The sequence below is a fragment of the Actinophytocola sp. genome, from assembly GCF_036555685.1.
Lineage (GTDB): Bacteria > Actinomycetota > Actinomycetes > Mycobacteriales > Pseudonocardiaceae > Actinophytocola.
Genome location: NZ_DATBKY010000186.1, coordinates 1 through 14,198, shown reverse-complemented (window position 1 = coordinate 14,198; position 14,198 = coordinate 1). Strand labels below are relative to the sequence as shown.

The 14,198-nt window shown below is 71.4% G+C and carries 14 protein-coding genes; 2 read left to right on the top strand and 12 right to left on the bottom strand.

Annotated features, from left to right (window positions below; genetic code table 11):
* Positions 1-140 precede the first annotated feature (140 nt).
* The 5 genes from argB to VH969_RS17930 form a co-directional block, all read right to left on the bottom strand.
* Positions 141-1,076 (bottom strand): acetylglutamate kinase, encoded by a 936-nt coding sequence (gene argB, locus VH969_RS17950; protein ID WP_331975603.1) that lies wholly within the window; start codon positions 1,074-1,076, stop codon positions 141-143.
* Positions 1,073-2,218 (bottom strand): bifunctional glutamate N-acetyltransferase/amino-acid acetyltransferase ArgJ, encoded by a 1,146-nt coding sequence (gene argJ, locus VH969_RS17945; RefSeq protein WP_331975601.1) that lies wholly within the window; start codon positions 2,216-2,218, stop codon positions 1,073-1,075. Before argJ ends, argB begins: the two co-directional genes overlap by 4 nt.
* An 88-nt stretch (positions 2,219-2,306) precedes the next feature.
* Positions 2,307-3,332, bottom strand: coding sequence for an N-acetyl-gamma-glutamyl-phosphate reductase (gene argC, locus VH969_RS17940; protein ID WP_331975599.1), 1,026 nt, complete (start codon positions 3,330-3,332; stop codon positions 2,307-2,309).
* Between the two features lie 37 nt (positions 3,333-3,369).
* Complete coding sequence (locus tag VH969_RS17935) at positions 3,370-3,951, bottom strand: hypothetical protein (protein WP_331975597.1); 582 nt, start codon at positions 3,949-3,951, stop codon at positions 3,370-3,372.
* A gap of 167 nt (positions 3,952-4,118) precedes the next feature.
* Entirely contained in the window at positions 4,119-5,732 is a 1,614-nt protein-coding gene (locus tag VH969_RS17930; RefSeq protein WP_331975595.1) for an alpha/beta hydrolase, read from the bottom strand.
* Between the two features lie 189 nt (positions 5,733-5,921).
* On the opposite strand from VH969_RS17930, the gene VH969_RS17925 reads away from it, so the two are divergent.
* Both VH969_RS17925 and VH969_RS17920 read left to right on the top strand, forming a co-directional pair.
* Positions 5,922-6,614 carry a DNA alkylation repair protein gene (locus VH969_RS17925; protein ID WP_331975593.1) on the top strand — a complete coding sequence of 231 codons (693 nt, stop codon included), beginning with the start codon at positions 5,922-5,924 and terminating at the stop codon, positions 6,612-6,614.
* Positions 6,615-6,645: 31 nt separating this feature from the next.
* The gene (locus tag VH969_RS17920) at positions 6,646-7,437 is read left to right on the top strand and encodes an AAC(3) family N-acetyltransferase (RefSeq protein ID WP_331975591.1); all 792 of its coding nucleotides are present in this window, start codon (positions 6,646-6,648) and stop codon (positions 7,435-7,437) included.
* Between the two features lie 91 nt (positions 7,438-7,528).
* Here VH969_RS17920 and pheT read toward each other — a convergent pair whose 3' ends face one another.
* The 7 genes from pheT to infC form a co-directional block, all read right to left on the bottom strand.
* Positions 7,529-10,036 carry a phenylalanine--tRNA ligase subunit beta gene (gene pheT, locus VH969_RS17915; protein WP_331975589.1) on the bottom strand — a complete coding sequence of 836 codons (2,508 nt, stop codon included), beginning with the start codon at positions 10,034-10,036 and terminating at the stop codon, positions 7,529-7,531.
* Positions 10,037-10,107: 71 nt separating this feature from the next.
* Positions 10,108-11,178, bottom strand: coding sequence for a phenylalanine--tRNA ligase subunit alpha (pheS, locus tag VH969_RS17910; RefSeq protein ID WP_331975587.1), 1,071 nt, complete (start codon positions 11,176-11,178; stop codon positions 10,108-10,110).
* A gap of 187 nt (positions 11,179-11,365) precedes the next feature.
* The gene (locus tag VH969_RS17905; protein ID WP_331975585.1) at positions 11,366-12,187 is read right to left on the bottom strand and encodes a DUF6159 family protein; all 822 of its coding nucleotides are present in this window, start codon (positions 12,185-12,187) and stop codon (positions 11,366-11,368) included.
* A gap of 29 nt (positions 12,188-12,216) precedes the next feature.
* Complete coding sequence (locus tag VH969_RS17900) at positions 12,217-13,053, bottom strand: TrmH family RNA methyltransferase (protein ID WP_331975605.1); 837 nt, start codon at positions 13,051-13,053, stop codon at positions 12,217-12,219.
* Complete coding sequence (gene rplT, locus VH969_RS17895) at positions 13,050-13,424, bottom strand: 50S ribosomal protein L20 (protein ID WP_331975583.1); 375 nt, start codon at positions 13,422-13,424, stop codon at positions 13,050-13,052. The genes VH969_RS17900 and rplT overlap by 4 nt, the downstream gene beginning before the upstream one ends.
* Positions 13,425-13,493: 69 nt before the next feature.
* Positions 13,494-13,688, bottom strand: coding sequence for a 50S ribosomal protein L35 (gene rpmI, locus VH969_RS17890; protein ID WP_331975581.1), 195 nt, complete (start codon positions 13,686-13,688; stop codon positions 13,494-13,496).
* A gap of 82 nt (positions 13,689-13,770) precedes the next feature.
* A partial coding sequence (gene infC / locus VH969_RS17885) for a translation initiation factor IF-3 (RefSeq protein WP_331975579.1) occupies positions 13,771-14,198 on the bottom strand: 428 nt, incomplete at its 5' end.

The window sequence follows — 14,198 nt, the reverse complement described above, 5'->3', positions numbered from 1 at the left end:
GTCAGCGCGGGCGTGCCGTAGTTGTCCATGACGGACGCCCGCCACCGGGCCTGCCCGTCCACATTGGAGGCGATCATGGTTCCTCCCAGTGTCTGATGGTTCACTCCGCTCCTCCGCTACTCGCCGTCCTCCCTCCTCCGTCAGTCCAGACGGCGAACGCTCCGTCGCTCCCGTTCACGGTCGGGCAGCACCATCGTCCCGACCCCGGTGCTGGTGAAGACCTCCAGCAGCACGGAGTGGGCGAGGCGTCCGTCGATCACGTGCGCCCGGGGCACGCCACCGCGTACGGCGGCGAGGCAGCCCTCCATCTTCGGGATCATCCCGCTGGTGAGCCCGGGCAGCAGCCGCTCCAGCTCGCTCGCGTGGACGACGTTCAGCAGCGAGCCGCGGTCCGGCCAGTTCGCGTACAGGCCCTCGACGTCGGTCAGCATCACGAGCTTCTCCGCTCCGAGAGCCACGGCGATCGCGGCCGCGGCGGTGTCGGCGTTGACGTTGTGCGCCAGGCCCTCCGCGTCCGGGGCAACGGTGGACACCACGGGGATCCGGCCGGCCCGCACGATGTCGAGGACCGCGTCCGGGTCGACCGCGACGACCTCGCCGACGAGCCCGAGGTCGACGTCCTCCCCGTCCACGACGGCCGTGCGGCGCTGCGCGGTGAGCAGCCGGGCGTCCTCGCCGGAGATGCCGACCGCGTACGGGCCGTGCGCGTTGATGAGGCCGACGAGCTCGCGGCTGACCTGTCCGGTGAGGACCATCCGGACGACGTCCATGGTCTCCGGCGTCGTGACCCGGAGGCCGGCCTTGAACTCGCCGGGGATGCCGAGCCGGCCCAGCATGGCGGTGATCTGCGGGCCACCGCCGTGCACGACGACCGGGTGCAGGCCGGCGAGCTTGAGGAACACCATGTCCTGCGCGAAGGCGGCCTTGAGCGCGTCGTCGACCATCGCGTTGCCGCCGTACTTGACCACGACGGTCGCGCCGTGGAAGCGCTGCAGCCACGGCAGCGCCTCGACGAGCACGGCCGCCTTCCGGGCCGCCTCGGCCCGCGAGACATCGGTGGTGGTCTCGGCCGTCATGTCGAGTACGCGCTGTTCTCTTCGACGTAGGCGTGCGACAGGTCGGTGGTGAGCACGGTGGCGGCGCCGCCGCCCGTGCCCAGGTGGATCTCGACGTCGATGTCCCGGCCCGACAGGTCGGCCTTCGCGCGGTCCTCCGCCTTCTGGCCCGCCTTGCAGACCTCGACGCCGTTGATCGTGATGTCCAGCTCGGCCGGGTCGAAGTCGACGGGCGCGTTGCCGACGGCCATCGCGATGCGGCCCCAGTTCGGGTCGGCGCCGAAGAACGCGGTCTTGCAGAGGTTGTCCTCGGCGACCCGCCGCGCGGCCGCGTGCGCGTCGGCGTCGGTGACCGCGCCGCGGACGGTGATCGTGACGTGCTTGGTGGCGCCCTCCGCGTCGGCCTGCAGCTGGTTCACCAGGTCCTGGCAGACGTACGTGAGCACCTCGGTGAAGTTCGCGGGGGTCGCCCCCGACGCGCCCGAGCAGAGCAGCAGGACGGTGTCGTTGGTCGACGTGCCGCCGTCGACGTCGAGCCGGTTGAACGTGGCGTCCACCGCGGTCCGCAGCGCCGCCTGCGCGTCCTCCGGGACGGCGTCGGTGGTGAGGACGGCCAGCATGGTGGCCATGTTCGGCGCGCACATGCCGGCGCCCTTGGCGAACCCGCCGACGGTCCATCCGTCCTGTGTGGACTGGGCGTGCTTGGGGACGGTGTCGGTGGTCATCACCGCGGTGGCGGCGGCCACGCCGGCCTGGTGGGTTGCCGCGAGCGCGCGGACCGCATCGTCCACTCCGGACCGCAGCTTGTCCATCGGCAGCCGCTCGCCGATCAGGCCGGTCGAGCACACGGCCACGTCGATCGCGCCGATCCCCAGCGCACGCGCCACGTGCTCGGCGGTCGCGTGCGTGTCCTGGAAGCCCTCGGGCCCGGTGCACGCGTTGGCGCCGCCCGAGTTGAGCACGACGGCCCGGACCCGGCCCGTCGCGAGCACCTGCTGCGACCACAGCACCGGGGCGGCCTTTACCTTGTTGCGGGTGAACACGCCGGCGGCGACGTCGAGCGGCCCGTCGTTGACGACGAGCGTGACGTCCTTGGCGCCGCTCTCCTTGATGCCGGCCGCCACCCCGGCGGCGCGGAAACCCTTGGGCGCGTTGACGGTCAAGGCAGTACCGCCTCTCCGGACCTCGATTTCGTGGTCACGTCGACGGAACAGACGTTCTGTCTGGTCACGTCCTTGTGGCTGGACCGTGTCATGGCGCCACTCCTACCGTCGAGAGGCCGGCCGTCTCCGGCAGGCCGAGCGCGATGTTCATGGACTGGATGGCCGCGCCCGCGGTCCCCTTGGTCAGGTTGTCGAGCGCGGCCACGGCCACCAGCCGGTGCGCGTCGGCGTCGACGGTCACGCGGACGTGCACGGCGTTGGAGCCGAGCGTCGCGGCGGTGGCGGGCCAGCCGTCGGGGAGCACGTGGACGAACGGCTCGTCGGCGTAGGCCTTCCGGTACGCGGCGACCGCGGCCTCGGCGTCGGTCCCGGGGCTGACGGGCGCGGACGCCGTGGTGAGGATGCCGCGCGGCATGGGCGCGAGGACCGGGGTGAACGAGACCGTCACGGGCCGCCCGGCTACCGCGGCGAGGTTCTGGGCGATCTCCGGCGTGTGGCGGTGCGCGCCGCCGACGCCGTACGCGGTGGCCGAGCCCATCACCTCCGAGCCGAGCAGGTGGGGCTTGAGCGCCCGGCCCGCCCCCGACGTCCCGCTGACCGAGACCACGACGACGTCCGGCTCGACGAGCCCCTCGGCCAGGGCCGGAGCGAGCGCGAGCGTGGCACCGGTCGGGTAGCAGCCGGGGACGGCGATGCGCTTGGCGCCCGCGAGCGCCGCCCGCGCGCCGGGGAGCTCCGGCAGGCCGTACGGCCAGTGGCCGGCGTGCGTGCCGCCGTACCACCGGTTCCAGTCGGCCCCGTCGGCCAGCCGGTGGTCGGCCCCGCAGTCGATCACGAGCGTGCCGGGGTCGAGCTGCGCCGCGAGCTCGGCGGAGTGGCCGTGCGGCAGGGCGAGGAATACGACGTCGTGACCGCGCAGGTTCTCCGGGGTGGTCTGCGCCAGCACGCGGTCCGCGAGCGGCACGAGTTGCGGCTGGTGTGCGGCGAGCGCCGACCCGGCGCTGCCGCCCGCGGTCAACGCGCCGATCTCCACGTCGGGATGGCCGAGCAGGAGCCGGAGCAGCTCACCTCCGGCGTACCCGCTGGCCCCTCCGACCGCGATCCGAACCACCATATGGATGATTATGCACGCTCATGCAAACTCACTCAAATCAGCGCGGGGTGTCCTCCGCCACGGCCGCCTTGTCCAGGATGTCCAGCGCCTCGGTGACCTGCGCGAGGTAGGCACGGAAGTCCAGCCGCGCGCCGGAGGTGAGCCGGGACGAGGCCGCCGCGGCCGCGCCGGGCGACTCGCGCTCGTAGGCGTCGAGGACGGCGTCCGGCAGGAAGCGGTACGGCGCGCCGGCGCGGACCCAGCCGCGCAGCAGGGCGGCGGACACCGGGGTGTGCAGGGCAACAAGCTCGCCACGGCGCAACGCGACCGTCAGCTCGTGGGTGAGGTCGTACAGCCCCTCGTCAGCCCACTTGGGGCTCTGCCAGCGCTGCCGGACGTTCAGGTAGAGCCCGTCGAAGCCGAGACCGCCGAGCGGGCCCAGGCCGGCGACCTCGTCGGCGGGGTCGGTCAGCAGGCTCTCGCCGAGGATGCGGACGGCATACGCCCGGCCCGGCTCGGTCAGCGCGTCGCGCAGGAAGTCACGCAGCGCCCCGAACGCCGCGGGCTCGTCGGCGGCCAGCACGGTCACCGCGAACGTCGGTCTCAGCCCGGCCGCCCCGGGCAGCTCGTCGTGGGTCATGTCGGGGTCCCTCCGGCTCACGTCCGTGATCAGCATGAGTCGCCGGCATGCACCCGTTCTGGACCAGACCCGCACGTGCCGGAACGCAGAAGGGCGCCCCGGCCAGGTCGGCCGGGGCGCCCGTCTGTTTCAGGCCCGTCGTGTTCGGGCCGCCTTGCTCTGTCGAGTCAGCGCGGCACGGACGCCGCGAGCTCCGCGCGCAGATCTGCCGAGGAGGCCGACGCGGACCGCTTCTCCGCGGCCGTCGCCGAAGCGCCCTCGGGCACCGGGGCCGGCACCGGGTCACACTGCACGTCCGAGTGGTTGCCCGCCTGGCGCTCGGGCAGCGCACCCGTCTTCAGGTACTCCGCGATCTTGCTGTCCGTGCACTCCACGCCGGAGAGCGAGCCCGCGTGGGTCGTGCCGTTGACACCCTCGATCAGCACCGAGTTCGGGAACCGCTTGCGGACCTCGAGCGCGCCCGAGAACGGCGTGGCCGCGTCGTGCGTCTCGCTGATCAGCAGCGCGTCCTTCACCTTGCTGCCGTCGACGTTCAGCGGCTTGTGGGACTTCGCCGGCCAGAACAGGCACGGACCGTTGAACCACGCGTTGCCCCAGGTCTCGAACGGGGCCTTGATGTGGGTGATCCAGTTGTCCAGCCGGTACCGGTCGTAGTCCGTGACCCACTTGGCGTCGGTGCAGATGACGCCGAGGTAGATGGCGTGCCCGTTGTCGTTGAACGGCGGGCTGCCGTACAGGTCGATCAGCGGCTGCACGTCACGGTCGTGCACCCACTTCGAGAACGCGGTGGCCACGTCGACCCAGCCGTACACGTAGTAGCCGGCCTGCAGGAAGATGTCCGTCCACTCGTCCGGGCCGATCTTGCCGGCCGCCGGCTTGCGCAGCAGCTTCGCCTGCTCCTTGTAGAACAGCTGCTCGACCTGGTGACCGGTGGTCCCGAGGTGGAACACGCTGTCGTACTTCGCGACCCAGTCGAAGTAGACCTTGATGTTGGCATCGAACGCGATGTCCTGGTCGATGTTCGACTTGTACCAGACCCGCGTCGGGTCCACGACACCGTCGAAGATCACGCGGCGCATGCGCTCGGGGAACATCGTGCCGTACACCTGACCGAGGTAGGTGCCGTACGAGAACCCGTAGTAGTTGATCTGCTCGGACCCCAGCGCCTTGCGGATGCTGTCCATGTCCTTGGCCACCTCGATGGTGGTCAGGTGCTCGAGCAGCTTGCCGCCGGCCCGCTTGCAGTCCTTCGCGTAGTTCTTCGAGCGGTTCAGCCACGCACGCTCGATGCCCGGCGTGATCGGCACGTAGAACGGCCGGTTGTAGCCGTCGAAGTCGGGGTCGCAGCTCAGCGACGGCTGGCTCGAGCCGACGCCGCGCGGGTCGAAGCCGACCCAGTCGTAGTCGTCACCGGCGCCGTTCGGCACGAAGTCGCCGAAGATCGCGTAGATGAGACCGGAACCGCCGGGACCACCCGGGTTGACCAGCATCGGACCCTGGGCCTGGTCGTCCGGACCCTTGTGGGTCACCCGCGACACGGCCAGCTTGATCTTTTCCCCGTTGGGCTTCGCGTAGTCGAGCGGAACCACGACGAAACCGCACTGCGCACCCGCCTGCACCAGCCGCGGGTTCTCACAGGCGCCCCACTCGATGGGCGGCGGGGTGTACTCCTTCGCCTTGCTGCTCGCGGGCGCGGACTGGTCGGCAATCGCGAGCGGCGCGACGACCATACCGCCCACCACAACTGCCGCCGCCGCCGCGACGGCAACGAGTCTGTTCACTTTGCCCCTTTTCTCAGGTTTGTCATCCCTTGGATCCGTGTACGGCTCAAGGACATCGGCAGCCTGCCTTTGCCGGGCCGGATAAGGAAGGCGCCATTCGTCGTATTACGAGATCGTGACGCACGCTGCGCAACGTGCCGGTTACCGGGTGGACATTTTCTGTCGGCGCCCGCGCGTAGCTTGTCCGGCATGACTGACACGCGCCCCACCACGCTTCTCACCGCCGTCCGTGCTGGGCTCGCCGAGCTCGCCGACCCACGAAAGGCGCCGGACATGCAGCGGTACATGAAGTCGGCGATGCCGTTCCGCGGCGTGTCCTCTCCGGACCGCCGGGTACTGGGCAAGCGGCTGTTCGAGGAGTACCCGCTGTCCTCTGTGGACGAGTGGCGGGCGAGCATTCTGTCACTATGGCGTGACGCCGAGTATCGGGAGGAGCGGTACCTCGCGATCGACCTCGCCGGACACCGCCGCTACGCGGCGTGGCAGACACCGGACCTGGTCCCGATGTACGACGAGATGATCGTCACCGGCGCGTGGTGGGACTTCGTGGACGAACTCGCGAGCCGCCGGATCGGGCCGTTACTGCGGGCCCACCGGGAGGTGCTCACGCCCGTGATGCGCCGGTGGGCCACCGATGCGGACCTGTGGCGCCGCCGCACGTCGATCATCTGCCAGCTCCAGTCCAAGGAGGACACCGACACCGGCCTGCTCACGTACTCCATCGAGGCCAATATGGGCGATCGCGACTTCTTCATCCGCAAGGGCATCGGCTGGGCGCTGCGCCAGTTCGCCCGCACCGAGCCGGCGTGGGTGCGCGCGTTTGTCGACGCGCACCCGCGGCTGTCGCCGCTGTCCCGCAGGGAGGCCATGAAACACCTCTGACAGAAGCGTGTTGTCGCGGCAGGATGGCGTGATGCCCGACGGACCGCGGACCCGCGCCACGCTCGCCACGGACCTCGCCGCGCTCGGCCTGCGCGCGAGCGACGTCGTGCTGGTGCACTCCTCGCTGAGCAAGCTGGGCTGGGTGTGCGGCGGTGCGGTGGCCGTCGTGCAGGCGCTGCTCGACGTGCTGGGGCCGCTCGGCACGCTCGTGGTCCCGACGCAGACGATGGACAACTCGGACCCACGGCACTGGTCGAACCCGCCGGTGCCCGAGTCGTGGTGGCCGGTCATCCGCGAGGCGATGCCGGGCTTCGACCCGCGTGTCACGCCGAGTACCGGCATCGGCGCGATCGGCGAGATGGTGCGGCGGTGGCCGGGCGCGGTGCGGAGCAACCACCCGCACGCGTCGTTCGCGGCCGTCGGCGCACGCGCGCCGGAGCTGATGGCAGAGCACCGGCTCGACAGCCACCTCGGCGAGCGCTCGCCGCTCGCCGCGCTGGAACGCGCCGACGCGCGAGTGTTGCTGCTGGGCGTGGGCTTCGAGTCGTGCACGGCGTTCCACCTCGCCGAGTACCGCGTGCCGAGCCCGAGAACGGAGTTCGGCTGCGCCGTCCTGACCGAGACCGGCGATCGCAAGTGGATCACGTACGAGGACGTGGCCACGAACAGCGACGACTTCGCGGCCCTCGGCGCGGATTTCCTGCGCAGCGGGGCGGTCATAAGGGGCCGCATCGGCGAGGCGGACGCGCACCTATTCGAGTTCGCGAATGCGGTGGAACACGCCGTCCGTTGGCTCCCCGACAATCGCCCGCAGGCGAATTGAGCGTGCGACAGCGACCACGGTAAAAAGAATCCGCCATCGACTCTTTTACAAGAGAAACCGGCGGTTCGGCCCAGCCGGGAAAGCCGGCGGGTCAGCCGCGGAGGACCGCTCCGTACCTGTCCCCTGCCGCGGCCACCGCGGCGTCTCGGGCCGCCGTGGCCTCCTCGACCGTCAGGGTCCGGTCCGGGGCGCGGAACCGCAGCGCGTAGGCGAGCGAACGCCGGCCCTCGCCGACCTGCTCGCCGGTGAACACGTCGAACAGGTTGAGGTCCTCGAGCAGGTCCCCGCCGCCGCTACGCAGCGCGCCCGCCACCTCCGCGGCCGGCACCGCGTCGTCGACCACCAGCGCCACGTCCAGCAGCACCGGCGGGTACGGCGACGGCGAGGGCGCGGGCCGGCGCTCCACCAGCGGCAACCCGTCCAGCTTCAGCTCCATCGCGCACGTCCGCTTCGGCAACCCGAGCCGGTCGACGACCTTCGGGTGCAGCTCGCCCGCATAGCCGACGGGCAGGTCGCCGACCAGCAGCTGAGCGCACCGGCCCGGGTGCCACGGCGGGAGGTCGCCCGCGCGGACGGTCAGCTCCACGCCGGCCGCCTCGGCGACGATCTGCGCCGCGCGGACGGCGTCCGCCCAGCCGGCCTGCTCGCCCGGGCCCCACCAGCCGGCCCGCTCGCGGTGGCCGGCCAGGACCACGGCGACGTGCGTCGGCTGCTGGGGCAGCGACGCGAGCAGCGACGCGAGCTCCGCGTCGCTCGGCCGCCCCGCCACGCCGACCTCGGGCACCGGCTGTTGCTGCGCCTTCGGCAGCACGACCTGTCCGATGTGGAACAAGCACACGTCCCGCGTCCCCCGGGACACGTTGCGCACCAGCACGTCCAGCATGCTCGGCAGCAGCGTGGTGGCCAGCTCGCTGCGGTCCGCCTCGAGCGGGTTGAGCAGCGACACCGTCCGCCGCCGGCTGTCCTCCGGGGACAGGCCGAACGCGTCCCAGATCGCCGGCGAGACGAACGGGAACGGCAGCACCTCGATGTACCCGGCCTCGGCGAGCGCGCGCGCCACGGTCCGGCGGCGACGTTGCGCGGCGGTGGTCCCGGTGCCGGGCGGGGCGGCGGGCAGCTCCGACGGAATCGTGTCGTAGCCCTCGAGCCGCAGCACCTCCTCCACGAGGTCCGCCGGCTCGGCGAGGTCCGGCCGCCAGCTCGGGGGCTGCACCGTGACGCTCGGCGTGCCGTCCTCGGTGGTGACGACGTCGGTGCCGCAGCCGATCTGGTTCAGCCGCCGCACGGTGGCGCCCCGGTCGTAGCTGACGCCGGCCACCCGGTCCGGCAGGCTGAGCGCCATGGTCACCGTCGGCAGCTGGCGCGGGGTGCCCTCGTCGCTGCGGCCGGGCTGGATGCTGCCCTCCGCCTGGTCACGCAAAAGCCGCGCGGCCCGCTCGAGCGCGGCCGGCGGCAGCAGCGGGTCGACCCCGCGCTCGAACCGCTTCGACGCCTCGGACGGCAGCTTGTGCCGGCGCACCGCCCGGGCGATCGACGGCGGGTCCCAGATGGCGGCCTCGAGGAGGATGTCCGTGCTGTCCGGGGAAACCTCGGTGCTCGCGCCCCCCATCACGCCGGCGAGCGAGATCGCGCCGGACTCGTCGGCCACGACGATGTCGTCCGGGTCGAGCGTGCGCTCGACGTCGTCCAGCGTGGTGAGCTTCTCGCCCTTCGCCGCCCGCCGGATCGTGATCTTGCCCGTGAGCGAGGGCGTGTCGAACGCGTGCATGGGCTGGCCGGTCTCGAGCATCACGTAGTTGGTGACGTCGACCGCCAGCGAGATCGACCGGATCCCGGCGAGCAGCAGCCTGCGCCGGATCCACCACGGCGTCGGCGCGGTCGGGTCCACGCCGGTGACCCGCCGGGCGACGAACCGCATGCACCCGTCGGTGTCCTCGATCTCCACGGGGAACGCGTCGCCCTCGGCCACCGGCACGTCGATCGCCGCGGGGTCGCGGTACTGCACGTCCAAGGCGCATGCGAGCTCGCGGGCGAGCCCGCGGACCGAGAACGCGTAGCCCCGGTCGGGCGTGATCGACAGGTCGATGACCGACTCGTCGAGCCCCAGCAGCTCGACCGCGTCGTCGCCGGCACCCGCCTCACCGCTGGGCAGCACGAGGATGCCGGTGTGGTCCTCACCGAGGCCGAGCTCGCGGGCCGAGCAGATCATGCCGTCGCTGACGTGGCCGTACGTCTTGCGCGCGGAGATCGCGAACCCGCCGGGCAGCACCGCGCCCGGCAGGGCGACGATCACCAGGTCGCCCTCGACGAAGTTCGTTGCGCCGCAGACGATCCCGCGCATCCGCGGCTCGCCCGCCTCGTCCTCGCCGTCGTCCGGCTCGGCGACCTCGACCTTGCAGTAGCGGATCGGCTTCTTGAACTCGGTGAGCTCCTCGATCTCCGCGACCCGGCCGACCACGAGGGGGCCGGTCACCTCGCCGAGTGAGGTGACCTCCTCGACCTCGATGCCGACCCGGACGAACGCGTCCGCGAGCCGTTCCGCGGTGAACCGCTCGTCCGTCTCGAGGTGCTCGGTGAGCCAGCTGACGGGAACCCGCACGGGGTGTTCCTTTCGTAACTACCTACGGACTGTGTCGGCCGGAGGGACCATCGGCGCGATATCCGGCACGGTCAGAACGCTTCCGTGCCGAACGGTGCGGTGAACCGCGCGTCACCCTCGACCATGTCCCGCATGTCGGGGATGCCGTTGCGGAACTGGAGAGTGCGCTCGATGCCCATGCCGAACGCGAAGCCGGAGTAGACCTCGGGGTCGACCCCGCATGCCCGCAGCACGTTCGGGTTCACCATGCCGCAGCCACCCCACTCGACCCAGCCGGGGCCGCCCTTCTTCTCCTCGAACCACACGTCGGGCTCGGCGGACGGCTCCGTGAACGGGAAGTACGACGGCCGCAGCCGGATCTTGGCCTTGTCGCCGAACATCGCGCGGGCGAACGCGTCGAGCGTGCCCTTCAGGTGCGCCATGGTCAGCCCCTTGTCCACGGCGAGGCCCTCGACCTGGTGGAACACCGGCGTGTGGGTGGCATCCAGCTCGTCGGTGCGGAAGGTCCGGCCGGGGCACACGACGTACACCGGGAGATCACGCTCGAGCAGGGCACGGATCTGCACCGGCGAGGTGTGCGTGCGCAGCACCAGGCCGGAGTCCGCGGGCGCCACGTAGAACGAGTCCTGCATGGTGCGCGCCGGGTGGTCCTTCTTGAAGTTCAGCGCGTCGAAGTTGAACCACTCGGTCTCGAGCTCGGGGCCTTCGGCGATCTCGTAGCCCATCCCGATGAACACGTCGGCGATGCGCTCGGAGATCGTGGAGATCGGGTGCCGGGCGCCGCGCGGCACGCGGTCCCAGGGCAGCGTGACGTCGACCCGCTCGTCGCGCAGCACGCGCTCGTCGCGCTCGACCTCGAGCTCCGCGCGGCGCTCGTCGAACGCCTCGCGGACGAGCTTCTGCGCCTCGTTGACCCGCTTGCCCGCCTCGGAGCGCGCCTTGGGCGGCAGCGCGCCGATCTCGCGGCGGGCGACCATGAGCGGCGCCTTGTCCCCCAGATGAGCCGGCTTGGCCGCGGCCAGCGCGTCCAGATCGGCCGCGGCCGAAAACTCCTTGCGCGCCTGTTCCACGGCGGCCTGCAGCGTGTCCGGCGCGAGCGCCGCGACCTGCTTGGGGTCATAGGAGTCGTTGGCTGCGGACATGATGGGTGAACAGCTCCCCGGAAAGGTGGCGACGGGTTGCCCGCGGGCGTTGCGGCTGTGCTGCCCCGAGCACTGCGATCCTAGGTGATCGGATGATTCGGCCTGCACCCAGTTTCCCGTACCGCTCGATCGGGCGGCGGTCCGGGTCGGCGAGCGGTCGTCGGCGTTCGCCGACGTCAGCGGTTCCTCACCGGTTCCGGGGCGGGAACGCGTGCCCGAGGTCCGCCCCGGCGAACTCGGCCGCCGTGGTGCCGTCGGCGGCGTAGCGGTACAGCGCGGTCTGGTAGATCCCGGACAGCGCGGCGGTGACGATGGAGACCACCAGTCCCCACACGATCGCGATGATCACGCACACGAACGCGGTCGCACCGCCCGCGGCGGCGCCGATCGCGACGAGGGCGATGCTCGGCAGGAACAGCAGGAAACCGAACACACCGATGCCCGCGTTGCCCAGCACGTTCTCCCCCCAGGTGCCGCGGAACAGGTTCGCCGAGCGGCGCAGCGCGTCCCTGGTGCCGACGCCCTCGAGCACGAGCACGGGCAACACCAGATACGTCACCAGGTTCCAGGCCATGCCGATCAGCCCGATGACGATCCGGCCGAGGAAGCCGAGCCGCTCCTCGATCGCGCGCAGTACCAGCGACACGGTGGCCGCCAGCAGCGCCCACGGCAGCAGCCGCAGCCAGTTCGCGCCGGCCACCTTCAGGCCGCCGGCGACGCTCGGGTCCCCACCGGTCAGCGCGATGTTGGCCTGCGAGACGAGCGCGGCGTTGAAGAAGATCGCGACGTAGGCCGTGACGAGGTAGTAAGCGACGAGCAGCACGTAGGTGCCCGGGGTGGCCCGGTCGTGGTCGAAGTCGACCGTGAACACGGCCGGCGTCAGGAAGACGACCGCCACGATCAGCGCGGCGACTCCGGACAGCAGCGGGAAGACCGCGAGCTCCTTGCGTGTCCGCAGCACGTGCCAGGACGCCTTGAACATCCGCCACGACGTCGCGAGACGACCCATCAGCTCCACCCTCACCGTCGTTGTGGTGGTCAGAACGTACCGCGCTCCGCAGCCCGCTGCCGCCATGCCGTGGCGTAGAGGCAGACCGCGGCCGCGGTGGCGAGGTTGAGGCTCTCCGCCGAGCCGTACACGGGCACCCGCAGCGCGTGGTCCAGCCGGGCGACGACGCCCGCGGGCAGGCCGTGCGCCTCGCTGCCGAACACCCACGCGGTCGGGTCGGCGAGCCCGCGGTCGGCGGAGACGTCGTCGGTGGCGTGGCCGTCGGCGGCGACGAGCCGCAGCCCGGCGGCGCGGCACGCGTCGAGCGTCTCCTCGACCGTGGCGCGGGCGACCGGGAGGTGGAAGAGGCTGCCGGTGGAGGCGCGGACGCACTTGCCGTTGTGCGGGTCGACCGCGTGGCCGGCGAGGATCACCGCGTCCGCGCCCGCCGCGTCGGCCACCCGGAGCACGGTGCCGGCGTTGCCCGGGTCGGACACCCCCGCCAGCACGGCGACCAGCCGCGGCGTGCCGGCCAGCGCGTCGGCGAGCGGGACGTCGACGAGGTCGCAGACGGCGACGACGCCCTGCGGGGTCACGGTCTCGGACAGGCCGGCGGCGGCCCGCTCGGTCACCGCGGACACCGTCACGCCCGCCTCGGCGGCCAGCGCGGCGAGGTCGCCGGGCAGCGACACGGCGAACACCTCGCGCACGACACCGCGTCCGCCGATGTGCCACCGCAGCGCCTCGCGCACGGCCTGCGCTCCCTCGGCGAGGAACCGGCCGGCCCTGACCCGCCCGGCGCGCCTGGTCAGGGCCCGGGCAGCAGCGACCCGGGGCGTCCTCTCGGTGAAAGGACCGTCCCCGGGTCGGGTCGTCCGCGTGTTCAGGAAGCCTTGCCCTGCGGGTCGGCGTTCTCGCGCGCCACGTTCACCAGTGCGGCGAAGGCGGCGGCGTCGTTGACCGCGAGCTCGGCGAGGATCTTGCGGTCCACCTCCACCCCGGCGGCCTTCAGGCCCTGGATGAACCGGTTGTAGGTCATGCCGTTCTGGCGAGCCGCGGCGTTGATGCGGGTGATCCACAGCTGGCGGAAGTCACCCTTGCGGGCCCGGCGGTCCCGGTAGGCGTAGTTGAGCGAGTGGAGCATCTGCTCCTTCGCCTTGCGGTACAGCCGCGACCGCTGACCCCGGTAGCCACTGGCCAGCTCGAGGGTCGTCCGGCGCTTCTTGTGGGCGTTCACCGCCCGCTTGACGCGTGCCACGGTTCAAATCCTGTCGATCTCGTGGGCGGTCTCGAACTCCGCCCGGGTGGTCATGGAAACGGATACGGCTCAGCGACCGAGCAGCTTCTTGACGCGCTTGACGTCCTGGGACGCCACCTCGGTGGTGCCGGAAAGGCGCCTGGTCAGCTTGCTGGGCTTCTTCTCCAGCTTGTGCCGCAGGCCGGTCTTCTGCCGGCGCAGCTTGCCCGTGCCGGTGATCCGGATCCGCTTCGACGTACCGGAGTGGGTCTTGTTCTTGGGCATGTCAATCCTCGCGTTTGTCTGCCGGGGCGCCACTCGAGGTCGCTCCGTGTCCTTCCATGTCGCCGCCGGACGCTTCGGCCGGTCAGTTCGTGTCGGTGCCCGCGCTCGCCTTGGGCCGCGTCTTCTGGGACTTGTGCGGGGCCAGCACCATGATCATGTTGCGGCCGTCCTGCTTCGGCGCGGCCTCGACGAAGCCGAGATCGGCCACGTCGTCGGCGAGCCGCTGCAGGAGCCGGAAGCCGAGCTCCGGCCGCGACTGCTCACGACCACGGAACATGATCGTCACCTTGACCTTGTTCCCGTGCTCGAGGAACCGCATCACGTGGCCCCTCTTGGTCTCGTAGTCGTGCGTGTCGATCTTCGGGCGGAGCTTCTGCTCCTTGATCACGGTGAGCTGCTGGTTTCGGCGGGACTCCCGCGCCTTTTGCGCGCTCTCGTACTTGAACTTGCCGAAGTCCATGAGCTTGCAGACGGGCGGTCGTGCCTGTGGGGCAACCTCCACGAGGTCGA